This window comes from Flavobacterium sp. I-STPP5a, assembly GCF_009764685.1.
In the GTDB taxonomy this organism is placed as follows: domain Bacteria; phylum Bacteroidota; class Bacteroidia; order Flavobacteriales; family Flavobacteriaceae; genus Flavobacterium.
Map to the genome: position 1 here is coordinate 24,994 of NZ_VHLM01000011.1, position 26,619 is coordinate 51,612.

Here is a 26,619-nt window from a genome sequence, read left to right on the forward strand (position 1 = left end):
CTTTTAAGCGTTCTCTTACTTCAATATAAAGAATTATTTAAGAAATGTATTACTTAATTAATGTGGTTCTAATAAAAAAAGGATGCGCTAAAAGTCTAGCACATCCTTAAGTATATTTCAAAATAAACTATATTTTATTATGTTTTTGGGTTTGATTTCTCTTCTATCTTTTTGGAAACTCTAAAAATAAGAAGAATTAATACAGCGCATAATGATGCTGCGATACCAATAAACGCAACAATGCTTTCCCCTTGAAATGGGTTTTTAAAATCTAGTAATGTAACATTAAAGACGATTAAAGCAAGTGCCAAAAATACCAGTATGTTAGTGAAAATTTTCATAAATGAGTTTGTTGTTTAAATTTTAGTATATTGAAAATGATAGAAATGAATTCTATGTAACCAATTAAAATTAGGGTGTAAAATTATTAAATTTTATATTAAAGAAACAAACCTTTAACATTAGCAGCAAATAATTTAACAGCTATTGCTAATAATACTACTCCAAAAGTCTTTCGGATCACTCCAAGTCCGTTTTCGCCTAGCATCTTTTCAATTTTTGAAGACGATTTTAAAACAATGTATACTAGAATGATATTCAAGAATATGGCTATCACAATATTGAGAGTATAAAACTGTGAACGTAAAGATAACAGAGTAGTCATGGTTCCTGCACCAGCAATCAAAGGAAAGGCCAGCGGAACAATAGATGCTGAACTCGCTTCTTCGTCACGATAAATACGAATGCCTAATATCATTTCTAAGGCTAGGAAAAAAAGAACAAATGAACCTGCAACTGCAAATGAATTGACATCGATTCCAATTAACTTTAAAAGTTCTTCTCCCGCAAAGAGGAAAACAATCATAATGACTCCTGCTACGATGGAGGCTTTCTCAGATTCGATATGACCGTGTTTGGCACGAAGATCCACAATGATAGGGATAGATCCCACGATGTCAATTACGGCAAAAAGTACCATGCTTACGGTAATTATTTCTCTGATGTCTAACTGCATAATGTTGGTTTTAATGGTGCAAAAGTATTCATTTTTGATGGTTAGCGGGTTCAATCTTGTATTATTTTAAGGTCAAGTTAAAAATATTTTGATTTATAATGTAGAAGGCAAGCCTTCCGTTTTTGCTAAATTCTTTTTTTTGATTTTCAGTGCTTCATTTTTAAATTTCTTTGAATACCTTTGCAACATGTTTCAACTAGGAAAAACCATCGTCTCAGAAGACTTACTCGAAAAAGATTTTGTTTGTAATCTAACGGCCTGCAAGGGAGCTTGTTGCGTTGATGGTGACGCTGGTGCGCCATTAAGTGAGGAAGAAACAAAAATCCTAGAATCTATTTATCCAAAAGTAAAACCTTTTTTGCGCAAGCAAGGTATTGAGGCTATTGAAGCGCAGGGAACTTGGGTAACTGGAACAGATGGTGAGCTAGAAACTCCTTTAATTGACAATAAAGATTGTGCTTACGTCATCTTTGACGGCAAAACTGCTTTATGTGGTATTGAGCAAGCCTACAATCAAGGCATCATCGACTGGAAAAAACCTGTTTCTTGCCATTTATACCCAGTTCGGGTAAAAGATTTTACAGAGTTTGCAGCTGTAAATTATGACAAATGGGACATTTGTGATGCAGCTTGTTCACTAGGACAAGAGTTAGAAGTGCCTGTTTATAAGTTTGTGAAAGAAGCTCTGGTGCGCAAGTTTGGTGAAGACTGGTATGCAGAACTAGAGACTGTTGCTCAAGAGCACTTAAACAATTCAAAATAGCACAAAACTACCCCGCAATTTCAATTTCTTAAACCCTATATTTTACAATGGCTAACGCTATTTTGTGAAATATAATCTATTGATTATAAGTATTTTATAAATAAGACAACAAGCTGTGAGAATTCTTTTCGTTGTTAAAAACTAGCCCCGATTGTGAATAAGTTTGGCTTTTAAATCCAGCAATATTTCACAACCTTTGTAAAGATGAAAGTCAAAAAAAAAGAGCCTTCAGACTCAGAAAGTCTTTGGCTCAAATTTTGGAAACTCACCTCGTCAATGATAGTTTTTGCACGACTCGTTATTGACTTTGTGAAATTATTTATCGAAAGATAGAATAATTTAAGCCGGTATAGTCTTAAAAGATTGTATCGGCTTTATTCTTTTCAAAAATAATGTTTTGCGCGCATCAAACAGCAAATGTTTGCTTAAAATTATGAACAATTTGAAATTTTATCTTGATAAGTTTTTAAATAAAAACAATGTTAATTGATAATGTGTTTTGGTAGCTAAATTTTAAACTATTATTACTAAAATTTATTAATATTATTTTAACTTTTAGATTTTTAAATTCCGATTAATTAGCATTAATGTAGATTCCATATAAATTTTAAGTTACTGACAAATAGATGTTTATGTTATTTGTGGGAAATGGTCTCTTGTTGAGAGTTTGTTAAAAACTAGCCCCGATTGTGAATAAGTTTGGCTTTTAAATCCAGCAATATTTCACAACCTTTGTACTCCCAAGATTGAGCAAAATTTCGTTAAAATCACAACAAAATAAAATAATACAATGACACAAGTGGAACCTATTTTACAAGAAAACAAAAATCGCTTCGTAATTTTTCCTATCAAGCACCATGATATTTGGGAATGGTACAAGAAAATGGAAGCTAGTTTTTGGACTGCTGAAGAAATTGATTTATCGCAGGATTTAAATGACTGGAATAACAAACTTTCTGATGAAGAGCGTTATTTTGTGAAGCATATTTTAGCATTTTTTGCTGCTTCGGACGGGATTGTAAACGAAAATTTAGCAGAGAATTTTGTAAATGAGGTACAATATGCTGAGGCAAAGTTTTTTTATGGTTTTCAAATCATGATGGAAAACATTCACAGCGAAACCTATTCGTTATTGATTGATACTTACGTGAAAGACGAAGCGGAGAAAGATGAGTTGTTCAATGCGCTTGAAGTTTTTCCTGCTATTAAGAAAAAAGCAGACTGGGCTTTGAAATGGATTGAATCTGATTCGTTTGCAGAGCGTTTGATTGCTTTTGCAGCTGTTGAAGGAATCTTTTTCTCAGGTGCATTTTGTTCTATTTACTGGTTGAAAAAACGTGGTTTAATGCCGGGACTTACTTTTTCGAACGAGTTGATTTCTCGTGACGAAGGAGTTCACTGTGATTTTGCGGTTCACTTGCACAACCACCACTTGATTAACAAAGTACCTAGAGAAAGAATTAGAGAAATCATTGTAGATGCTTTGAATATTGAAAGAGAGTTCATCACCGAGTCCTTGCCAGTATCGTTAATTGGGATGAATGCAGGATTGATGACACAGTATTTGGAGTTTGTTGCAGATCGTTTGTTAGTAGAATTAGGTTGTGACAGAGAATACAATACGGCTAATCCTTTTGATTTTATGGATATGATTTCATTGCAAGGAAAAACCAACTTCTTTGAGAAAAAAGTAGCTGAATACCAAAAAGCAGGTGTGATGAACACCGATGAAGAAGCACAAAAAATTACCTTCGACGCTGATTTTTAATCGGTTTTGACTATACCTACTACCTTCCTAGCCCCGATGGAAGGGAAAATCCTTTTTAGTCCTGATTTTTCTCAGGACTAAAAAGATTGGAATGACAGCGGGATAAGCTCCCGAAAATAAAGAAACTGAACTTTATGCCAAATCAGTACCCACCAATAGTAGTTGCTGCCACAAAAGTTGTGGTGGTCATGCTGCGAAATAATAAACAAATAACTAAAAACAGCGAAGGGATTTTCTGTTTTAAAAAAAAGAAAAAGTATGTACGTAGTAAAAAGAGACGGGCACAAAGAGCCAGTGATGTTTGACAAAATCACAGATAGGATTAAAAAACTATGCTATGGTTTGAATGATTTAGTAGATGCTGTAAAAGTAGCAATGCGTGTTATTGAAGGGCTTTATGATGGGGTTTCAACATCAGAATTAGATAATCTTGCTGCCGAAACTGCTGCCTCAATGACCATTGCGCACCCTGATTACGCACAGTTGGCCGCTCGTATTGCGATTTCAAATTTACATTCGAATACTAAAAAGTCATTCTCTGAGACGATGAATGATATGTTCCATTATGTAAATCCTAGAAATGGACAATATGCTCCATTATTGTCTGAGGAAGTACATAAAGTGATTATGGAAAATTCAGAGTTTTTAGACTCGCACATTATATACAACAGAGATTTCAACTACGATTATTTTGGTTTTAAAACACTAGAAAGATCATATTTGCTTAAAATAAACGGTAAAATTGTAGAGCGTCCGCAGCATATGTTGATGCGTGTGTCTGTGGGGATTCACTTAGATGATTTGAAATCGGTTATTGAAACTTACGACTTAATGTCGAAAAAATTCTTTACCCATGCTACGCCTACCTTATTTAATGCGGGTACGCCAAAACCTCAGATGTCGAGCTGTTTCCTATTGGCGATGCAAGATGATAGTATTGATGGGATTTATGATACGTTGAAACAAACGGCTAAAATTTCGCAATCAGCAGGAGGAATTGGACTTTCAATTCACAATGTAAGAGCTACAGGATCGTACATTCGTGGAACAAACGGAACTTCAAACGGAATTGTTCCGATGTTGCGTGTGTTTAATGATACGGCGCGTTATGTAGATCAAGGTGGCGGAAAACGTAAAGGAAGTTTTGCTATTTATATAGAAACTTGGCATGCGGATATCTTTGATTTCCTAGACTTGAAAAAGAATACTGGAAAAGAAGAAATGCGTGCAAGAGATTTGTTTTTTGCGATGTGGACTTCGGATTTATTCATGAAACGTGTGCAAGAAGATGGATTATGGACCTTAATGTGTCCTAACGAATGTCCGGGCTTGTATGATGTGCATGGAGAAGAGTTCGAAAAAATGTACACTGATTATGAAAAAGCAGGTAAAGGTAGAAAAACCATCAAAGCGCATGAATTGTGGGAGAAAATCCTAGAGTCGCAAATTGAGACCGGAACTCCTTACATGTTGTATAAAGATGCAGCTAACCGCAAATCGAACCAAAAAAATCTAGGTACTATTCGCTCGTCGAATTTGTGTACAGAGATTATGGAGTTTACTTCAAAAGATGAAATTGCTGTATGTAACTTGGCTTCGTTGTCATTGCCAATGTTTGTTGAAAACGGAGCATTCAATCACGATTTGTTTTATACCGTAACCAAGCGCGTAACGCGCAACTTAAATAAAGTAATTGACAGGAATTATTATCCGGTTAAAGAAGGAGAAAACTCTAATAAACGCCACCGTCCAATTGGTTTAGGTGTGCAAGGACTTGCAGACGCATTTATCATGTTGCGTATGCCATTTACAAGTGACGAGGCTAAAAAACTGAATCAAGAGATTTTTGAAACCATGTACTTTGCAGCAGTAACAGCATCAATGGAAATGGCTAAAGAAGAAGGACCATATTCAAGTTATGAAGGATCGCCTATTTCGCAAGGAGAATTTCAGTACAATTTATGGGGATTAACCGACGGTGATTTATCAGGTCGTTGGGATTGGGCTTCGCTTCGTAAAGAAGTTATGGAGCACGGTGTTCGTAACTCCTTATTAGTGGCACCAATGCCAACCGCATCTACATCTCAAATTTTGGGTAACAACGAAGCATTCGAGCCTTATACTTCAAATATTTATACCAGACGTGTACTTTCGGGTGAGTTTATTGTGGTAAACAAACACTTGCTTCACGATTTAGTAGAGCGTGGCTTGTGGAACGAAACCCTGAAACAAGAGTTAATGCGTAATAACGGATCGGTGCAAGCGCTTGATATTCCTCAGGATTTGAAAGAATTGTATAAAACCGTTTGGGAAATGTCTATGAAGGATATTATTGATATGTCACGCCAGCGTGGGTATTTTGTAGATCAGTCGCAATCATTGAACTTGTTCATGCAAAATGCTAATTATGCTAAATTAACTTCCATGCACTTTTACGCGTGGCAATCAGGTCTTAAAACCGGAATGTATTATTTAAGAACAAAAGCTGCCGTTGATGCTATTAAATTTACCTTAAACAACGATAAAAAAGCAGAACCTATTGTTATTAAGGAACAACCCATTGCTATCCCTGTTGTAGCCGAACCTGTAGAAATGACAGCAGCGGAATACAGAGCCATGATCGAACTAGCCAAAAATGCTGGTCCAGAAGATTGTGAAATGTGCGGATCGTAAATAAAGATTAATAAACAGTCAAATAAACAGCTATCATTTTTGGGAGGGCACTGAAAAAGTCCCTCGAATAAGGAAAATGAAAATAACTAAAAAGGAGCGAAAACACAATGGTTTCGCTCCTTTTAGTTATTACAAACCCCTTGTAATCTAAGAAGATTAAATTTGACTAAAAAAAGACGATTAAATAAAATCAAAGCCTTATTTAATCACTTTTTTTAATGATTTTTGAAAATAGGGACTTTTTCAGTGCCTTCCATTTTTGGTAGCTGTTTTTTTTTGGAGCTATTTCCTGCTATTCGTTACAATCTTATACGCCATCCCGAGGTTTCGGGACCGGCTTATAAGGATTTCCACTGCTATCAGGGCTAGGAATTGAGTATTTTGAAAAGGCATTTGGTAGTTTCAGTGATACGTATTCTTAGTTGCAGTTGCGCAAGAGGATTGGTTTTAGAACCTTAAAGTGCGAATTTCGAAACACTCTCCTAAAATAGTGTAACTCCAGGAGTCGTAGGTGGGTGTAACTTTGTAGATATGCAAGATGCAAATAACTACAAGACTGCTACATTACTTTACGAAGTAGCAAAACACCCTAAAAAAAAATAAAAATGGAAACTACAGCATTAACTATTTCGGCGGATTTATTAGCTTCTAGAACCAAGCGATTTTTTAACTTGCTTATTGATTTGTTTATTATTTACTTGTTCACCATAGGGATTGGGGCGCTCATTAACGGGATAGGAGTTGTAACAGGGAATTATCAAGTAGCAGATTGGATTATCAATTTATCACCCACAGAAAACGCTTTGTTTGGAATGATAGTGATGTTTTTTTACTATTTCATTATGGAGTTCTATTTGTCTAGAACTTTTGGGAAATACTTCACTAAAACACTTGTTGTAAAACCTAATGGCAGTAAACCAAACCTAAAAAGTACACTCATCAGAACTTTAGTACGATTCATTCCTATTGAAATCGTTTCCTTTTTAAACAACAATTCAATAGGTTGGCATGATACATTATCAGTAACCTATGTGGTCAATAAGCATGAATTTTTAGCAAAAGCGAGATTGTAAACGGCTAATCTTGTTTTTGGTTCCTATAAGCGGTCATTTTAGACCGCTTTTTTTGTTTCCGCTGGGTTCTTTTTCTTTATATTCGCTCCTTTAAAACTAGAAAATAAGATTAGCAATGATGAACTGGGAACAACTTTTATCACTAAGACGACAAGGCGACAAAGGCAAACGCTTGCGTGTAGAACAAGACGACACTCGTTTGGGTTTTGAAGTAGATTATGATCGAATCATTTTTTCTTCGGCGTTTAGAAGTTTACAAGATAAAACACAAGTTATTCCATTATCCAAAACTGATTTTGTGCATACCAGATTAACTCATAGTCTGGAAGTATCCGTCGTTGGGCGTTCTTTGGGTCGTTTGGTAGGAAAAAAAATCATCGCAAAGTACCCTCATTTAAAAGAAGTACACGGTTATCACATGAATGATTTTGGGGCAATTGTGGCTGCAGCTTCATTAGCCCACGATATTGGTAATCCGCCTTTTGGTCATTCGGGTGAAAAAGCCATTGGAGAGTATTTTTCGATAGGAAACGGACAAAAATACAAAAACCAACTTACCGCAAAAGAGTGGCAAGATTTAATTGATTTTGAAGGAAATGCCAATGGTTTTTCGGTACTTACTGCAAGCCGTCCAGGAATAGAAGGAGGACTTCGTATTTCGTATGCAACTCTTGGTGCTTTTATGAAATATCCCAAAGAGAGTTTGCCTAAAAAACCAACCAAAAATATCGCTGATAAAAAATATGGTTTTTTTCAAACAGACAAAGCTTTTTTTCAAGAAGTAGCCCATGACATGGGTTTGATTCCGAATAAATCTGGAGAAGACATGGGTTTTGAACGCCATCCCTTGGCCTATCTCGTTGAGGCGGCAGATGATATTTGTTACACCATCATCGATTTTGAGGACGGAATAAATCTAGGTTTGGTTTCGGAGGATTTCGCATTAGAATACTTGATAAAATTAGTCAAAGACAGTATTGACACCTCTAAATACAAAACTCTTGAGACCAAAGAAGACCGAATTAGCTATTTACGAGCCTTAGCAATAGGAAGCTTAATAAGCGATGCCGTTAAAGTTTTTGTTGAAAACGAAGAGCTTATTTTGCAAGGAAAATTCCCTTATGCCTTAATGGATAAAAGCAAGTACAAAGCACAGATGGATGATATTATCAAGATCAGTGTCGAGAAAATCTATCAAAGTCGTGAAGTGATCGAAAAAGAAATTGTAGGCTATCAAATTATACAAACCTTACTGGATAAATTTATTATCGCATTTGACAATAATTATAATGATGTGGCCTCTAATTATGACACCTTAATTTTAAAAATGTTACCCGAAAAACATCAATTAGAAAAAGACAATCTTTATGAGCGCCTTTTACATATTTGTCATTATGTATCTTTGTTGACCGATGGTAATGCGCTAGAATTGTTTGAAACGATAAACGGAAAAAAAAGAAATTAAAAATTAAAAAGCATATTCAATACCTACTCCTATAGCTTGCCTTAACTGTGTTTTTGGACCCTCTGTAACTTGATTGCCTTCTATTTCTCTTTTTGATTTGATATCGTCATCATAAATGACGTGTGCACCAATATTTGCTTTTACATATTGGTTCACCACTAGTTCCACTTGTAGATCACAATCTACATCGATATTGCCAAAACGATTAATATAATCAGAGTAGAGGGTTAATCTGTTTTCTAAATTTATGTTTTTGAATATTTCTTTTTTGTATTTATTGGTAACCAAAAAACCCAATTCCACTTTAGCTTTTTCTCCTTCGGTAATTAAAGTTCCGTCTGCGTTATAGGTAGCTTTTGTAACTCCAAAAGCTCCTTGGTTAGCTAATCTTTGATCAAGAACAAGGGTGGTTTTAAAAGTAAATGGAGAGATATAAAGGGTTTTCTTTTTATCTTTATCCATGTTTTCGGCTCCTATTCCCATAAAAATGTAAGCGGGTGCGAACGGTTTTGATATAGCTTTTTCGGTATTTGGATAAGCAAAACCATTTGTAAACTGAGTGTTAAAGTTAAATTTTGCTGAATGAAACCAGTTGGAAAGGGTATCCTTTCTATAGCCAAACGTGGAGTTTAATTGAATAGCATCCTCGGTTTTTCGTACTTCAATACCATCTTGTTTGTTTAAACCATATTTTATAATGAGTTCATTAGACCAGTTGTAGTTATCACGGGCGTAATTTCGGAGAAATTTCCCTTTCAATAAACCGGATATAGAACTAGTTCCACCCGCAGACCAGTTTACAAAGGCTACTTCGGAAATATCAAAACCCAAACTATTTTTTTTACTCCAATATGAAAAAGGCAATAAATGTGTTTTAGTTCTGATTTTAAGCGGTATGCTTTCTATTCTATCTGTTTTTGTTAACGCTGTTACAGTAACTAAGGAATTTATTTTTATATTTTGAATGGTATCTTGTGAAAAACTCAATTGTGATATTGCAAGCACAAAGAATGTAAGGTATCGTAATGAATTCATTTGAAGCAGGGGTTTTAGGAATTAATAATTCGAAAAAAGTTTTTCAAGACTAGTAACGTCAATTTTACAATATTGTTGTAATTCAGTTACGGTTCCATGTTCTATAAATTCATCAGGTATTCCTAGAACAGTAATTTGTGATTGGTATTTATAAGTGGCTGCAAACTCTGTGATAGCACTACCAAAACCGCCTTTTACAGTTCCATCTTCAAGGGTAATAATAGCATCAAATTGACTGAAAATTTGGTGTAAACTTTTTTCGTCTAATGGTTTTACAAAAGGAAAATCATAGTGGGCAATGGTATTGGTTTTTTTTATTTTGGCCAGAGCCAAAGTAACATTATTACCAATAGTACCATTCGATAAAACAGCCACTTTTGAACCGGCTACAAGACAGCTGCTGGCACCAATGGCTATAGCATTATAATGACCCAGATATTTTTCTTTCCAGTTGTTTATTATACCCCGACCTCTAGGATACCGAATAGCAATCGGGTTTTCAAGTCCTAATTGTGCGGTGTATAAAATATTTTGAAGTTCAATTTCATTTCTTGGAGCATAAACAATTAGGTTAGGAATGCAACGCAGATACGCTAAATCAAAAACACCGTGATGTGTAGCGCCATCTTCGCCCACTAAACCTGCTCTGTCCAAACAAAAAATTACTGGAAGATTTTGCAATGCTACATCATGAATGATTTGGTCATAAGCTCTTTGTAAAAATGTCGAATAGATGTTGCAATAAACAATCATGCCTTGTGTTGCCATTCCGGCGGCCAAAGTCACAGCGTGTTGCTCTGCAATACCAACGTCAAAAGCACGTTCAGGGATTGCCTCCATCATAAATTTCAAGGAACTTCCAGAGGGCATTGCAGGTGTAATTCCTATTATCTTTTCGTTTTTTCGGGCCAAGTCTAAAACAGTCAAGCCAAAAACATCTTGGTATTTTGGAGGTAAATTTTCTTCTTGTTTTGTTATGATTTCGCCAGTTGCTGCATCAAATTTTCCTGGTGCGTGGTATTTTACTTGATCCTCTTCGGCTTGTTGCAGGCCTTTTCCTTTGGTGGTAATTAAATGTAAAAATTTAGGACCTTTTATTTTTTGCAAACGCTTCAATTCCTTTATCACAGCAAAAATATCATGACCGTCAATAGGACCCGAATAATCAAAGTTCAAAGACTTAATCATGTTGTTTTGCCTTGGGTTTTTCCCCTCTTTTACAGCAGTGAGGTATTGTTTCAAAGCACCCACGCTAGGATCAATCCCAATAGCGTTATCATTGAGAATTACGAGTAAATTGGCATCAGTAACTCCCGCGTGATTCAATCCTTCAAAAGCCATCCCTGAAGCGATAGATGCGTCACCAATAATAGCGATGTGTTGTTTGTTGAAATCGCCTTTCAAATTAGAGGCAATTGCCATTCCAAGCGCCGCCGAAATAGAAGTTGAGGAATGGCCTACGCCAAAGGTGTCGTAATTGCTTTCGCTTCTTTTTGGGAAACCAGAGATACCGCCGAGTTGACGATTGGTATGAAAATTTTCTCTTCGGCCGGTCAGGATTTTATGTCCATAGGCTTGATGGCCCACATCCCAAATCAATAAATCGTTTGGGGTGTCAAAAACATAATGCAAGGCAATTGTCAATTCAATAACTCCAAGGCTTGCGCCAAGATGACCTTCTTTTACAGCCACAATATCGATGATAAAATCGCGTAATTCTTGGGCTACTTGAGGAAGTTGCGCTTCGTTAAGCAAGCGTAAATCGGTTGGGTTATTGATGTTTGAAAGTAAACTGTTTTTCATTGTTTTATAAAAAGCAAATTTACGATTTTAAAATGGAATCTTTTTTCAATTTTAGACGATTCTAGTATCTGTATTATTTTAACAAGTAGGTAATTAAATGGGGCAAATAAGTTCAGATTGGTTGCTTTTTGAAACAATTGTAATTAGTTATGATAAGTAAGTTTTATCAAAATTATTTTGTTTAGATCAAAGGAATAGATTCAGTATATAATGTTCTCGTTTTTTTACCATTTTGTTCACCTGGTTTCCATCTAGGACATAATTTCAAAACTCTAACAATTTCATTTTCTAAAGCCACATCAATTTCGGATTTTGGTTTAACATAAGTTAATGAGCCGTCTTTATCAACAACGAATGAGATGGAAATTTCGGTAATTTTATTGTTTATATTTTCGGGTTGATTAAACTCCTCTTTGAAGAAAGTGTAAAATTTTTCAATCCCACCTTTGTATTCTGCAGGGAATTCGAAACCGATACCTCCGTTGTAAATTACATCTTCCGCAACAGTATCGTTATTTGAATTGTCTTCATAAACAATAGGGATTTCAATTGCACCTGTCACGGTTGGCAAAGCGATTATTTCTTTAATTTGAGGTTTTATTGGTGGATTATTTATAGTCTTTTTCTTAACAAGTTTAGGTTCTTTAGTAATAATACTTTTTACTTCCAAAGATTCATCAACAACTTCAATTTTATCAATCTTTTGTTTGTTTCCGTTTTTATCGGCACAACTAAACAAAGTAGATCCCATTGTGACGAACAGTGCTAACAAAAACATTTTGCGATACTGAGTTTGCTTATAAAGTATAAGACTAGGGATTTGAATGGTAATCGAATCTAATTGCGATTTTCTCATTCTTCCACAGATATTCTGGCTTTGATTTTGGATGAAAAAATGCTGCACTTCTTCGGGTAGCATTGCAGTAAAATCAACAACGGTTTTAGCGCAACTCATACAAAAACGGCCTTGGTCATTTGGAGTCATTTTGTTCCAATCCTCTTGGCAAGGTTCGGGAATTGTGATTTTATATGTTCTATTCATTCTTTAGGTTTCTGATTATAAAATTAACGAAATTTATTTCAAATCCGTACTTTTGTCCTATGATAAACCCATTCACCGACGAATATTTCATGAAAAAAGCTTTGCAGGAAGCTGAAATGGCTTTTGAAAAAGGCGAAATTCCTGTTGGCGCGCTAATTGTCATTGATAATAAAGTCATTGCTCGAAGTCATAATCTAACCGAATTACTTCATGATGTAACAGCGCACGCCGAAATGCAATCCATCACTGCTGCTGCAAATTATCTAGGCGGGAAATATTTAACAGGTTGTACACTTTATGTAACACTCGAGCCTTGCCAGATGTGTGCTGGCGCATTGTATTGGAGCCAAATTTCTAAAATTGTTTTTGGCGCTCGTGATGAACAACGCGGTTTTATCACTCTTGGAACAAAACTGCATCCTAAAACTACTGTTGTACAAGGAATCATGGCCAATGAAGCCGCTGATTTGATGAAACGATTTTTTGCTGAGAGAAGGAAGTAGGGTATTCAAGATGTTCTCTTGCCCAGATAGCAGTGAAAATCCTTATGTGCCAATCCCGAAACTTCGGGACGGCAAATAAGATTGTAACGAATAGCTGGACACGAGTGAAACGAACTGGCGAAGCAAAAAGCTCCTGAAAAATACCTTTAAAAAATAATTTCCTCTAAAAGAATTTTCTTCTTAAAATAATAAATTAATTATTCTATATTTACTACAATATTACAGTAACAAACTAGTTATTGTGTTACTTGTGAGATGTTGCAATAATTTAATTTATAACCCATTAACTCTAGCTAAAAGTGAAAACAAAAGGATTTATTTACGTGTTTTGTGTGTTTTTTTTGTTTCAAGCCTGTGGTAGAAAATCTGCCGCCGATTTTAATTCAGATTTCTCGCTATTCAAAGAGTTTATAGTCAGTTTTACAGGAGGAATTGTCTCTTCAGAATCGGATATTAGGGTAGTTTTGGCTTTTGATAAAAAAGAATGGAAAGTCAATGAGGTTTTAGATAACGATTTGTTTACCATTTCTCCGAGTGTAGACGGAAAAGTAATTGCCCTTTCGAGCAATACGATTGCTTTTATTCCTGAAAAAAAGCTAGAATCAGGTACGGAATATCAGGTGACTTTACATTTGGACCAGCTGAATCCAAAGATTGCCGAAAAAGATAAAGTACTTTCCAATTTTAACTTTACGGTTAAAACTATTCAGCAAGATTTTGTGGTCAATACGCTGGATTTGCAGTCCTACAGCCCAGAATACCAATACTTGAATGCGGTACTGAAAACTGCCGATAATATTGATTTGGAAACAGCGAAAAAATTGATTGAAGCCGAGCATAACGGAAGCGATTTGAAAATTGTTTTCGAAAAAACGAATGCAGTTGGAAAAGAATTCAAGTTCAGAATTGACAGCATTCAACGTTTGGAATCTAAAAGCAATTTGGAGATAAAATACGACGGAAACGATTTTGATATCGATCAAAAAGGAACTATCGATTTCCCGATCACGGCATTGAAAGAGTTTAAAGTAGTTAAGACCGAAATTCAAGAAGGGGATAATCAAACCTTGTCTATTAATTTTTCGGAACCCTTAGAAAAAGGACAAGATTTTAAAGGATTAGTCGCCATTCAGAACACCAATAATTTAAAGTTTTCTGCACAAGGAAATGTGTTGAAAGTTTATTTTAGTAATGAAGTACCCGTTCAAAAACCTGTTGAAGTGGCTCCAGAGCCAGTGGAAGTAGTTGAAGCAGTTGTAACTGTTGATACTTCGGCCGTTGCTGTTAATAGTGCTGTGGTTGAGGAACCCGAAGAAGTTGCTATTGTTGAGCCTGAGCCAGTTGTGGATTTGCAAAAGCTTACCGGAGAACTGTTGTTAGAAGTTTTTCAGGGAATAGAAAGTGAATACGGTGCAAAGTTAAATGAGAATTATACCGAGAAAATATCCTTTGATGAGATAAAGCCAAGCGTCCGGTTTATCAAAAACGGAACAATTCTGCCAAGTTCTAATAACTTAAAACTCAATTTTGAAGCGGTAAACTTGAGTGCTGTTGATGTAAAAGTGTATAAAATTTACAAAAACAATATCATGCAATTTTTGCAATACAACGAACTCAATGGCAGTCAAAACCTAAAAAGAGTGGCGCAACCTATTGCCAAATCAACTCTGAATTTAAAAGAAAATACATTACTAAATCTAAGTAAGTGGAACACTTTTGCTCTCGATTTATCTAAAATAATTACTCCTGAACCAGGCGCGATTTATAGAGTAGAGTTTGTTTACAAGAAAAAATATTCTTTGTACAAATGCGAAACTGCTGACGAAGATTCAACCGAAGAGGAAGAAGAGGTTGATGAGAATGATGTTAATTACAGCGGAAACTCTTATGATGATTATTACTACGATGATTACGAATGGCTAGAAAGTCAGGATCCTTGCTCCAGTTCGTATTTTTATAATGCCAAAATAGCAACTAATATTCTGGCTACTGATTTAGGTGTAATTGCAAAAAGAGGCGAAAACAAATCGTATTTGTTTGCCGTAAATAATATTGTCACCACAGAGCCAGTTACAAATGCAACAGTAGATTTGTATACTTTTCAGCAGCAAAAAATAACTACAGGAATCACGAATAGCGATGGGATTGCGACTTTTCAGTTGGATAAATTTGCCTATTTTGCTATTGTAACGCAAGGTACGGAGTCTACTTATGTTAAATTAGACGACGGGAATTCATTATCAGTGAGTAATTTTAATGTGTCTGGCGAGACCTTGCAAAAAGGGCTTAAAGGGTTCATTTATGGAGAACGAGGCGTTTGGCGTCCCGGCGATAATTTGTATTTGTCTTTCATTTTGAATGATGCTTCGAATAAAATTCCACTAGGACACCCTATCAAATTTAGACTAGCTGATCCAAATGGAAAAGTAACGTATCAAACGGTTCAAAAATCGAATGAATGGAATCATTATGCGTTTACAGTTCCAACAGCAAATGATGCGCTTACAGGAAATTGGGAGGCAATGGTTAGCGTGGGTGGTGCGAAGTTTTACAAAAGCATCAAAATCGAAACCATCAAACCTAATCGTTTGAAAATCAAAAATATTTTCAAACGAGCTATACTTTCTTCGGCTTATCCCAACACTAGCAACCTTGAAGTGGCTTGGCTTCATGGCGCTGTGGCCAAAAATTTGAATGTGGAAATGCAGGCCAAATTTTCGCAACAAATAACGACTTTCAAAAATTATGACAAGTATATTTTTGATGATTTGGTTCGAAAATTCAGCACCGAAGAAGTTACCGTTTTCTCAGGTAAATTAGATGCCGCTGGAAAAGCGAATGCTACGATAGACCCAAAAATACAAGGAGAAGCTCCTGGAATGTTGAAAGCCTCGTTTATTACCAAAGTGTATGAAGAAGGCGGCGATTTTAGTACAGATGTCATTGCGACGACCTATTCTCCGTACGCTACTTATGTGGGGATCAAATCACCTGAACCTAACAAATACGGAATGCTAGAAACACGTACCATGAACCAATTTGATGTGGTTACGGTTGATGAAAACGGAAGTCCAAAGTCGGTTAAAAACCTGGAAGTAAAAGTGTATAAAGTAGAATGGCGCTGGTGGTGGGATGCATCTAGTGATAATTTATCGAATTATAACGCTGATAATGCCACGACTTCGTGCAAAACTTTTACAATTAATACCGATGCTAGCGGAAAAGGAAATGTCCGTTTTGCCTTGACGGATGAAGAGTGGGGACGTTATATGATTCGGGTTTCTGATGCTGTTGGCGGACACGCAACGGCTTTGACGGTAAATATCGATTGGCCAATGTGGTCTGGAAAAACTAGAAATACAGATGCTTCTACGGCCAATATGTTAGTGTTTTCAACCGATAAGGAGAAGTATGCCGTGGGTGAAAATGCTCAAATTTCGTTCCCATCTAGTGCAGGAGGACGAGCTTTTATCTCTATCGAGAATGGTTCAAAAGTAGTACAAACACTTTGGGCAAAGACCCAAAAAGGAGAAACCAAAGTTACCATTCCGATTACGGCTGCTATGGCTCCAAATGTGTATTTTAATATTACGCTTTTACAACCACACGCTTCCACCAAAAATGATTTGCCAATCCGAATGTATGGAATTGTGCCCATTGAAGTAGTTGATAAAAACACCATCCTAGCTCCCAAATTAGTAATGCCTGATGTGTTGCGTCCGGAGCAATCATTCGCTATAAAAGTGAGTGAACAATCCGGAAAAGCAATGACCTATACCATAGCTATTATTGATGAAGGATTATTGGATTTAACTCGTTTCAAAGCCCCAAATGCTTGGGATAGTTTCTATGTGCGCGAAGCTTTAGGTGTAAAAACTTGGGATATTTATGATGATGTGATTGGAGCATATGGCGGAAAAGTAAATCAGATTTTCAGTATTGGTGGTGACCAAGATTTGGGTGGTGGAAAAGCCAAAAAAGCCAATCGTTTCAAACCGGTTGTAATTTATATGGGACCTTTTAAATTAGAAAAAGGACAAACCAAAACCCATCAAGTAAAATTACCGAAGTACATTGGCTCCGTAAAAACCATGATTGTGGCTGGCGATGCAACTACAAGTGCGTATGGAAGTGCCGAAAAAGCAACTCCGGTTCGCAGTCCGTTAATGGTTTTGGCTTCGTTGCCAAGAAAAATTTCTCCATCCGAGAAAGTGACGATTCCAGTGACCATTTTTGCAATGGAAAAAAATATCAAGAACGTTACGGTTCAGATTAAAACGAACAACGGATTAAAAGTTATAGGCAGTGCCACTCAAAAATTGTCATTTGCTCAGCCTGACGAAAAAATGGCTTATTTCAATTTGGCCGTGGGTTCTGTTACCGGAATTGGAAAGGTGCAAATTGTAGCGACTTCGGGCAAGGAGAAATCCGTGTATGATGTAGAAATTGACATGACCAATCCGAATCCAGTCACCAATACATTTACTGATGTGATTTTAGAGCCGAATAGCACTAAAACTATTTCTTGGAAAACATTTGGTGTTTCGGGAAGTAATAAGGCAAAACTGGAGGTTTCCTCGATGCCAACAATCAATTTAAACGGGCGACTGCAATATCTGATTCAATATCCTCATGGTTGTGTTGAGCAAACTACTTCGTCTGTTTTTCCACAATTGTATTTAAATGATATTGTCGATTTGGATGCTAATCGTCAGCAATTAATTCAAAAAAATGTGACCGCTGGAATTACTCGTTTGGGAGGTTTTCAATTATCGAATGGTGGAATGTCCTACTGGCAAGGAGGAACCGTCGCCGATGATTGGGGTTCTTCGTATGCTGGACATTTTATGATTGAAGCTGAGAAAAAAGGGTATTTCTTGCCGATCAATTTCAAATCAAAATGGATTTCGTATCAGCAAAAAGAAGCCAAGCAGTGGCGATTTGAACCGAGTTACGGAAATGATTTGGCACAATCGTATCGCTTATACACATTAGCGTTGGCAGCAGCACCCGATTTGTCTTCGATGAACAGATTGCGTGAAACCAAAGGAATTTCGAACGAAAGTAAATTGCGTTTGGCTTCGGCATATGTGTTGGCGGGGCAAAAATCGGCAGGTTTGACGTTGTTGCTGAATACTTCTATAGATGATAATTCCAATTATAATTATTACTATTACGGATCTGCTGATAGGAATCGTGCCATGGCCCTAGAAACATTGTTATTGCTTGGGCAAAAGCAAAAAGCATTTGCAATGGCAACAAAATTGGCCAAAGATATGTCAAGTGACCAATGGATGAGTACTCAAACTACGGCGTACGGATTGTATGCAATGGCTAAATTCTCTGTGAGCAATGGTCCAAAAGGAATCGATGTTCAGTTCAGTAAAGACGGAAAATCACAATCAATTAAAACGATGAAAACCATCGCTGACCGAAGTCTGGTGGTCAAAACGGGTTCAAATAGTGTGACTTTGAAGAACAACCAAAAAAATAGATTATTTGTTCGTGTATTGAAAACAGGAATTCTTCCAATTGGACAAGAAAAAGCGATTCAGAGTAATGTTTCGGCTTCTATTGTTTTCAAGAACAGAAAAGGAAGCAATATCAATGTTTCGAAAATTAGCCAGGGAACAGAATTTATTGCTGAGGTAATGGTTAGAAACCAGAAAAATGAACGTGTAGAAAATGTGGCGTTGTCACAAATTCTACCTTCTGGTTTCGAGATAGTAAATACCCGTTTCACTGATTATGGTGACGCGACCAATAACTTAGCTGATTATATTGATATTCGCGATGATAGAACTAATTTCTATTTTGGATTGAAAGCTGGAGAAGTAAAAACGTTTAGAATACTACTGAATGCTTCATATTTGGGAACGTACTATTTACCAGGCTTGCAATGTGAAGCCATGTATGACAATACTTTTTTGGCCAGAACGAAAGGGTTTTGGGTACAAGTGGTGAAGTAATATTAAATGGAACGCAGATAATACGGATGCAACGGATTTTAAACAGATTAGAATAAGGTGTTTGGTTCAAAAAAAATTTGCGTAAATCTGCAAAATCTGCGATAAAATCTGTCATGTAAATAACGCGGATGCAACGGATTTTACACGGATTGGAATAAGTTTTTTGGTTCAAAAAAAATCTGCGTAAATCTGCGTGAAAATCTATCACGCAAATAACGCGGATGCGACGGATTTTACGCGAATTGCAATGGGCTTTTGGCCCAAAAACAAATCTGCGTAAATCTGCAAAATCTGCGTGAAAATATAGCACGCAGATTTTGCACATTCACGCAGATAAAACAGTAACTAAATGATGTTTTTAAAATTATTACAATATTTTGCGTCCCTTACGGTTAAATAAAAATCACTTTGAAAAACAAACTAATAGCGTTTCTGCAACGCATCATCAATGGGATAAAAACAAATAAAATTAAATCATCAATTGCCTTTTTGCTGTTGGTGGTTTATTATTTTTCGTTGCCACGAACTTTGTTTCAAGAACCTTATTCAACAGTGATTGAAAGTAAAGAAGGCGAATTGCTTGGCGCCAAAATTGCTCTCGATGGGCAATGGCGGTTTCCTGCACAAGACAGCGTTCCCGATAAATTCAAGAAGTGTATCGTTTATTTTGAAGACGAATATTTCTATAAACACCCTGGATTCAATCCAGTGGCGATGGTCAATGCGGTTCAGCAAAACAGGAAGGCAGGTAGAGTCGTTCGTGGAGGAAGTACGCTGACGCAACAAGTCATTCGCTTGTCCAGAAACGGAAAAGGGCGAACCTATTTCGAGAAAATAATCGAACTTATTCTCGCCACCCGGTTAGAAATGGGTTATTCTAAAAACGAAATTTTGGAACTGTATGCTGCACACGCTCCTTTTGGCGGGAATGTTGTGGGTCTCGAAATGGCTTCATGGCGGTATTTTGGCGTGCAGTCCCATCAATTGTCTTGGGCTGAGAGTGCTACTTTAGCGGTTTTACCGAATGCGCCCAGTTTAATTTATCCAGGAAAGAATCAACTTAAATTATTGAGCAAGCGTAACCGACTTTTGTTGAAATTAAACCAAGAAGGAGTCATTGATCAACAGACTTACGAACTTTCTATAGACGAACCTTTGCCTCAAAAGCCTTATAATTTGCCACAAATTGCACCTCATTTATTGCAACGTGTTGCCAAGAATCAAGATGGAACTCGGGTGAAAACAACTATAGAAATTGGGTTGCAAAACAGAGTCAATCAAATTGCAAAGTATTATTACAATCAGTATAGGCAAAATGAAGTGCATAATTTGGCTATTTTAGTTATTGATGTGTCGAATAGAAAAGTGATGAGCTACGTGGGTAACTCGCCTACGGATGGGAATCATCAAAAAGATGTCGATATTATTGATGCGCCAAGAAGTACAGGAAGTATTCTGAAACCGCTTTTATACGCTGGTATGCTCGACGATGGCGAGTTGTTACCCAATACGTTAGTGGCGGATATCCCAACTCAGATTGCAGGTTATACGCCTCAGAATTTTAACCTCACATTTGATGGAGCGGTTCCAGCGCATCGGGCATTGGCGCGATCGTTGAACATTCCTTCTGTATTGATGTTACAGGATTTTGGAGTGAATAAATTTTACGAAGAATTGCAGCGATTCAAATTACGAGATATTTCAAAACCACCAGATCATTATGGCTTATCACTTATTTTGGGTGGTGCCGAAAGTAATTTATGGGATTTGTGCCGAACTTACGCCGGTTTGTCTTCGACCTTAAATTATTTCAATAAAAATCAAGGAAACTACAGATCAAATGAATTTGCAGAACTGAATTACGATGATGATTTTCAAGTTGATTTTGGTGATGAAACCAAACAAAAGAACATCTTGGGTGCAGGATCAATTTGGCTCACGTATAACGCAATGGAACAAGTCAATCGCCCCGAAGGAGATGAAGCTTGGAAATTTTATGACAGTTCACTCAAGATTGCTTGGAAAACGGGAACAAGTTTTGGGAATCGGGATGCTTGGGCAATAGGCACCAATTCAAGATACGTTGTGGGTGTGTGGGTTGGTAATGCAACAGGCGAGGGAAGACCAACCTTGACGGGAGTTACTAGTGCAGCGCCCATTTTATTTGATGTTTTTAATTTATTGCCAAGACAGAGATGGTTTGATACGCCAATTAAGGATTTAGAAGAAGTTGAGGTGTGTAGTTTGAGTGGTCATTTGGCCAAAGACGGTTGTCCGAAAATAAAACAACTGGTTCCGAAGAAAGGAAAAAACACTTCGATTTGTCCGTATCACAAAACGGTGCATTTGGATAAATCACTTCAATTTCAAGTCAACAGCAGTTGCGAAAACATTGAAAATATAGTCACTAAGAACTGGTTCATTTTGCCACCCGTAATGGCTTGGTATTACAAAAGTCAGCATATTGAATATTTGCCATTGCCACCGTTCAGAAGTGATTGTATGGGAACACAAACGGCTACAATGGATTTTATTTATCCGAAAACAAATAGCAAAATCTATCTTACTAAGAATTTCAATAGCGAAGTTCAGCCTGTGATTTTAAAAGTAGCGCATTCGCAAAGAGATAGTAAACTTTTTTGGTATGTTGACCAAGTGTTTAAAGGCAGTACTAAAACCTTTCATAAAATGCCTATTTCGGCAACAACAGGATTTCATTACATTACTGTGGTGGATGAATTTGGAAACGAAATTCGAAGAAAAATTGAGATTGTAAAAGAGTAAGTTTATAATTAAAAATTATTCTCCAGTATAATCCTCAAGTAAATAAACCAGCATATTTCGTGTTGGTTTTTTATTTCTAAATTGTTTGATAACAATAGGAGCATTGATTTTTTTAAAACTCTTTTGATAAAGCTCTTTTGGGTCGCTAAAACTATTTGAAACGGTTATGAAATAAGCATCATCTCCAGTTTTAAGCTGTTCTCTATAGGTGTTCAACCAAGCGTAAGTATGAATGTCTTCCAGTTTTCCTAAAGCAATAAAATCTAAACCCAGAGGTTGTGCAATATAATTGTCAATGTGTGCTCCCGGAAACCATTTATTGTTTAGAATGAAATTAGTTTTTGTTAAACCTGATTGTAGATCTTTATCGCGAACTTTTTTAAATTCAGTTTTGAAGAAGTTCCAATCATACATATCCAGTGTAAAGTCTTTTTTTCCTAAGGATATTTCATCTTTGCTGCCAATTGTTCCAGGATAAAAATTGATGATTAGAATTCCTGCTACCGCAATTACAGAAATCAATATACAAGAGGAATAAACTGATTTTCTCCAAATTGGGAATGTAATTTTACTTTTTTCTATTTCATCTGAAATATAACACGAAGCAAGTATCAACAGCGTTACAAAAGCGGGGCCAGACCAATGCGGTAGGGTGTCTCTGAAGAATGAGAGGATAAGTAATATTGTAATTAAAGGCAAACTCAAGAAAAGAAGCAGTCTCTTTATGGATTTTTCAACATCAATTTTGTTTTTCCAAACGGCAATTAAAGAAATAAGCATCAAAAAATAATTGATAGGATTGTTGTAAAAAAATCCTCCGAAAAACTCTCTGAAAAAGCTAGAAGGGTTAATTCCTCTGCTGATTGTGACTCTTTGACTGTGATAGGTATACGTAATAAAATGGTTCTCGACGTTCCAAATTAAGATTGGTAAAATCAGTAGTAAAGTGATTAGAAATGCTAAATAAAGATAACCTTTCTTAAGTAAATCTCTTTTATAACTTAAAATATACAATCCAAAACCTCCCCATAAAAAAACACCATGAATTTTGCTCATAATGCATAATCCGCTAAACAAACCGAATAAAATAAGAGAATAATTTAGTTTTTTTTGATTGGCTTGCCCTGAAACAATTTGAATTAGAAAGTAAACATTAATCAGCCAAAAAAACAATTGAGGCGAATCCGGAAGAATAAAAACACCAGCAATTATACTAGAATATAAAGAACCAGTATATAATAAAGAGGATATTATACCGGCCTTTTTATTTTTGATTCCTTTGCAGATATCATAAATTAGGTAAGTGTTAATAGCTCCGAGAGCGATTGCTCCTAGGCGAACAAATAGCTCATTGGTGAAATGGAGATTGAAAGTAGTTAGACGGATCAATAAAGCAACCATCGGTGGATGATCAAAATAGTTCCATTGCAGGTGCTGGGCGTACGTGAGGTAATACACTTCGTCATTGCCTAAACCAATTGACATTGCAATAATACACCTAACAAGTGTCGCAATAGTTATAATTAAAATTAATTGTTGGTTTTCTTTCATTATAATTTAAATGTATACAGTGAGTTAGCTGTGAAATTCCAAATAAAAACAATAACAGTGACCATGACTTTGCAAACGTAAAAATTGATTTTGGTGTTCTTTTGAAGTAAATAAAGGAATGAAGTGTTTAATAAAAAACCTATAATTGAAATAATCAAAAAGCTTAGAAATTGAGTTGCTACGTGATTATCATTGTTCTGAAAAGTAAAATATTTATTCAAAAAGTAGTTGTTTACAACACCAAATAAGAATCCAAATGAATTGGAAAGATATTTATTGAACAATAATTTTTCTTTACAAATCCACGTTATAGCGAAATCAATTACTAAACCAGAAAAGCCAACCAACCCAAATTTGAAAAATTTAATAAGATCCATTTATGTTTGGTTTATGTTGTGTTTTAGAATTATGAATCGCTATTTGAAATTGTTTTACAATTTTTTTGATTTTGAATCTTTTTTTCTTGAACCATAAAACACTTAAAGTTCCTGATAAGACTCCTATTAGTGCTCCAGCCAAAACATCAATTAGAAAATGATGAGCCAAATAAATTCGGGAATAGCCTATAGCTACTGCAAAGAGAAAGCAAAGAGTCCAGACATGTCTTTTTTTGAAATAACTAGTAAGAACAGTAACCATCGCAAAGGCTGAGGCAGTATGTCCGGAAGGGAAACTACGAAAACCTATTCTGCAATTTGAAAAAGTGTCTAGGTAATAAGCATAATGAAGGGATTCAAAATAAACACTAGGCCTTGGAGACGTTACAAATTGCTTTATTACTTGTGACAAAAGTCCAGAACTTAAATAGCTAATTAATAAAACAACACCTAAATCTCTGTGTTTTTTGAAAGAAATCATTATAATAGTAAACACTATTATAATAAAAAGACCATCTCCGCAAAACGTAATATTTTGAAAAATTATAGTTAGTAAAGACGTATGGAATCCATTCATAATTATGAAAGTATCGGCCTTTGAGTAAAAAATTAAAAAAAACATACAAGCTATAGTCAATGCTAAACAGCTGATATAGAAAAAGCTGTTTTTGTTTATTATTTTTAAAAGTGTTTTCATCCTTAAGTAATTAGTAGTAGTAAAAATAAACTCTTACTGTTTTTACTTATTGAAAATCAGATTATTAAAATTCGATGAAATCGTAAATATAATGTTATGAAGAAGATGGTCTAAGTTGACAGATATTTTAGCCCAGATAGCAGCGGCATCTCCCGATTTTAAAAAACAAGGCCTTTTTCGGAAGGCACTGAAAAAGTCCCTATTTTCAAAAATCATTAAAAAAAGTGATTAAATAAGGCTTTGATTTTATTTAATCGTCTTTTTTTAGTCAAATTTAATCTTCTTAGATTACAAGGGGTTTGTAATAACTAAAAGGAGCGAAACCATTGTGTTTTCGCTCCTTTTTAGTTATTTTCATTTTCCTTATTCGAGGGACTTTTTCAGTGCCCTCCTTTTTCGGCCGTAGTTTTTTTGATCGGGAATATAGCGGATAGCTGGAAGTAGCTCCTAAAAAAAGAGAAAAAAAAAACTCCCCAATTTCTTGAGGAGTTTGTTTTTATTCTATGACAGCATTTTCTTTTTTGTCATAAAAGTGATATTCTAGGTACGTGTAAGCATCACGAGGTATAATTTTCACCCATTTTTTGTGCTCAAGAAACCATCTTGAACGCAATGATGGAAAACCTTTGGTAAGGTATGCGGCCACAAACGGGTGTACGTTAAGCACTACTTGATTGTGGTTTTTTAATACTCTTTCTAGATCAAAAGCTATTTTATCAATGATTTGGATTGGCGCTTCAATTTCGCCTTCTACATTGTTTGGATCTTCTTCTCTGGTTTTAATATTAACTTCTGGTCTTACTCTTTGGCGTGTAATTTGAACTAATCCAAATTTGCTAGGAGGTAAGATTTTGTGTTTGGCTTTATCATCGCTCATTTCTTCTTTTAAGAAATCGAACAACACTTTGCGATTTTCAGGATTAGACATATCGATAAAATCAACTACAATGATACCGCCCATATCTCGTAGACGCAATTGTCTAGCGATTTCGGCAGCAGCAATCATGTTGACTTCCATGGCAGTATCTTCTTGGTTGGTGGCTTTATTAGAACGGTTTCCGCTGTTTACGTCTATAACGTGCAACGCTTCGGTGTGTTCTATAATTAGGTAAGCTCCTTTACTCATGGAAACTGTTTTCCCAAATGAAGTCTTGATTTGTCGCTCTATGTTGTATTTCTCAAAAATAGGTGTGTCTTTTGATTGATAGAACTTTACAATTGATTGTTTGGATGGTGCAATTTCTTGCAAGTAATCCTTTGTTTGGTTGTACAACTCTTCATCATCTATTTGAATACCGCTAAAGGTATCATTAAACACGTCTCGAAGTATTGATGAAGCTCTGTTGAGTTCTCCAAGTACTTTTGACGGATGATGAGCAGTTGGTAATTTTTTACACATTGCAGTCCATCTGCTAAGCAGGTTCTGCAAATCTTTTTCTAATTCTACTGTGCTTTTGCCTTCGGCTACTGTGCGAACAATAACACCAAATCCTTTTGGTTTGATGGATTGTACTAATCGTTTCAAGCGTTCCTTTTCTTTTTTGTCTTCTATTTTTTGTGAAATAGAAACGCGGTCAGAAAACGGAACCAAAACTATAAATCTTCCTGCAAGAGAGAGCTCAGCGCTAATTCTTGGTCCTTTGGTTGATATAGGTTCTTTGACGACTTGTACTAAAACAGATTGATTGGCATTCAAAACATCAGTAATGGTGCCATCTTTGTCTATTTCTTTTTCAAACTGAAAGTTTTTTAGGGAGAAATCTTTTATTTTACCTGCGCTTACAAGTTTTATGAATTTCAGTTGAGAAGATAGGTTAGGGCCTAAGTCGTGATAATGTAAAAAGGCATCTTTTTCAAAGCCTACATTTACAAAAGCAGCATTTAGTCCGGCAACTGGTTTCCTGATTTTGGCAATAAAAATATCACCTACTTGGAAGTTACTTTTTTCTTCTTCTTTATGTAATTCAATTAGTTTTCCATCTTTTAATAAGGCAAAATCTACGGCTTCAGAACTAGATCTAATGATTAATTCTTTATTCATTTGTAAATTTTTATCCCAACAAAAAGCTTCTAGCTTTTAGCTTTTGGCTTTTAGCTTAAT

At 35.8% G+C, this 26,619-nt stretch carries 17 protein-coding genes; 8 read left to right on the forward strand and 9 right to left on the reverse strand.

Going from position 1 to position 26,619, the window contains the following annotated elements:
* Positions 1-137 precede the first annotated feature (137 nt).
* Positions 138-341, reverse strand: coding sequence for a hypothetical protein (locus FJV36_RS02970; RefSeq protein WP_086452873.1), 204 nt, complete (start codon positions 339-341; stop codon positions 138-140).
* A gap of 98 nt (positions 342-439) precedes the next feature.
* Positions 440-1,015: a MarC family protein gene (locus FJV36_RS02975; RefSeq protein WP_370514386.1), complete on the reverse strand. Its 576-nt coding sequence runs from the start codon at positions 1,013-1,015 to the stop codon at positions 440-442.
* A 187-nt stretch (positions 1,016-1,202) separates the two neighbouring features.
* On the opposite strand from FJV36_RS02975, the gene FJV36_RS02980 reads away from it, so the two are divergent.
* The 5 genes from FJV36_RS02980 to FJV36_RS03000 all read left to right on the forward strand — a co-directional run bounded on the left by FJV36_RS02980 (position 1,203) and on the right by FJV36_RS03000 (position 8,757).
* On the forward strand, positions 1,203-1,778 hold the full coding sequence (locus tag FJV36_RS02980) for a DUF3109 family protein (RefSeq protein WP_086452875.1): 576 nt from the start codon (positions 1,203-1,205) through the stop codon (positions 1,776-1,778).
* A gap of 790 nt (positions 1,779-2,568) precedes the next feature.
* The gene (locus FJV36_RS02985; protein ID WP_158728765.1) at positions 2,569-3,546 is read left to right on the forward strand and encodes a ribonucleotide-diphosphate reductase subunit beta; all 978 of its coding nucleotides are present in this window, start codon (positions 2,569-2,571) and stop codon (positions 3,544-3,546) included.
* A 258-nt stretch (positions 3,547-3,804) separates the two neighbouring features.
* Positions 3,805-6,219 (forward strand): ribonucleoside-diphosphate reductase subunit alpha, encoded by a 2,415-nt coding sequence (locus tag FJV36_RS02990; protein ID WP_158728764.1) that lies wholly within the window; start codon positions 3,805-3,807, stop codon positions 6,217-6,219.
* Positions 6,220-6,824: 605 nt separating this feature from the next.
* Positions 6,825-7,292, forward strand: a complete 468-nt coding sequence (locus FJV36_RS02995) for an RDD family protein (protein WP_158728763.1) — start codon at positions 6,825-6,827, stop codon at positions 7,290-7,292.
* A 118-nt stretch (positions 7,293-7,410) separates the two neighbouring features.
* On the forward strand, positions 7,411-8,757 hold the full coding sequence (locus tag FJV36_RS03000) for a deoxyguanosinetriphosphate triphosphohydrolase (RefSeq protein ID WP_158728783.1): 1,347 nt from the start codon (positions 7,411-7,413) through the stop codon (positions 8,755-8,757).
* 3 nt (positions 8,758-8,760) lie between these two features.
* Here the strand turns inward: FJV36_RS03000 and FJV36_RS03005 are convergent, their stop codons facing one another.
* The 3 genes from FJV36_RS03005 to FJV36_RS03015 form a co-directional block, all read right to left on the reverse strand.
* Entirely contained in the window at positions 8,761-9,792 is a 1,032-nt protein-coding gene (locus FJV36_RS03005; RefSeq protein WP_158728762.1) for a DUF3078 domain-containing protein, read from the reverse strand.
* A gap of 21 nt (positions 9,793-9,813) precedes the next feature.
* Positions 9,814-11,595, reverse strand: a complete 1,782-nt coding sequence (locus FJV36_RS03010) for a 1-deoxy-D-xylulose-5-phosphate synthase (protein ID WP_158728761.1) — start codon at positions 11,593-11,595, stop codon at positions 9,814-9,816.
* Between the two features lie 181 nt (positions 11,596-11,776).
* Positions 11,777-12,637: an energy transducer TonB gene (locus FJV36_RS03015; RefSeq protein ID WP_158728760.1), complete on the reverse strand. Its 861-nt coding sequence runs from the start codon at positions 12,635-12,637 to the stop codon at positions 11,777-11,779.
* Between the two features lie 59 nt (positions 12,638-12,696).
* Here FJV36_RS03015 and FJV36_RS03020 point away from each other — a divergent pair, with 59 nt between their 5' ends.
* From FJV36_RS03020 to pbpC, 3 genes are all read left to right on the forward strand, one after another.
* Positions 12,697-13,140, forward strand: a complete 444-nt coding sequence (locus FJV36_RS03020; RefSeq protein ID WP_158728759.1) for a nucleoside deaminase — start codon at positions 12,697-12,699, stop codon at positions 13,138-13,140.
* 299 nt (positions 13,141-13,439) lie between these two features.
* A complete protein-coding gene (locus tag FJV36_RS03025; protein ID WP_158728758.1) occupies positions 13,440-19,109 on the forward strand; it encodes an alpha-2-macroglobulin in 5,670 nt (1,889 codons plus the stop codon).
* 408 nt (positions 19,110-19,517) lie between these two features.
* On the forward strand, positions 19,518-21,893 hold the full coding sequence (pbpC, locus tag FJV36_RS03030) for a penicillin-binding protein 1C (protein WP_158728757.1): 2,376 nt from the start codon (positions 19,518-19,520) through the stop codon (positions 21,891-21,893).
* A gap of 15 nt (positions 21,894-21,908) precedes the next feature.
* On the opposite strand, the gene FJV36_RS03035 is transcribed toward pbpC, so the two are convergent.
* From FJV36_RS03035 to FJV36_RS03050, 4 genes are all read right to left on the reverse strand, one after another.
* A complete protein-coding gene (locus FJV36_RS03035) occupies positions 21,909-23,444 on the reverse strand; it encodes a glycosyltransferase family 39 protein (RefSeq protein ID WP_158728756.1) in 1,536 nt (511 codons plus the stop codon).
* The gene (locus FJV36_RS03040) at positions 23,444-23,821 is read right to left on the reverse strand and encodes a GtrA family protein (protein ID WP_158728755.1); all 378 of its coding nucleotides are present in this window, start codon (positions 23,819-23,821) and stop codon (positions 23,444-23,446) included. The genes FJV36_RS03035 and FJV36_RS03040 overlap by 1 nt, the downstream gene beginning before the upstream one ends.
* Positions 23,808-24,398, reverse strand: a complete 591-nt coding sequence (locus tag FJV36_RS03045) for a phosphatase PAP2 family protein (protein ID WP_158728754.1) — start codon at positions 24,396-24,398, stop codon at positions 23,808-23,810. The genes FJV36_RS03040 and FJV36_RS03045 overlap by 14 nt, the downstream gene beginning before the upstream one ends.
* Positions 24,399-25,014: 616 nt before the next feature.
* A complete protein-coding gene (locus FJV36_RS03050) occupies positions 25,015-26,559 on the reverse strand; it encodes a ribonuclease E/G (RefSeq protein WP_158728753.1) in 1,545 nt (514 codons plus the stop codon).
* Positions 26,560-26,619: the final 60 nt, after the last annotated feature.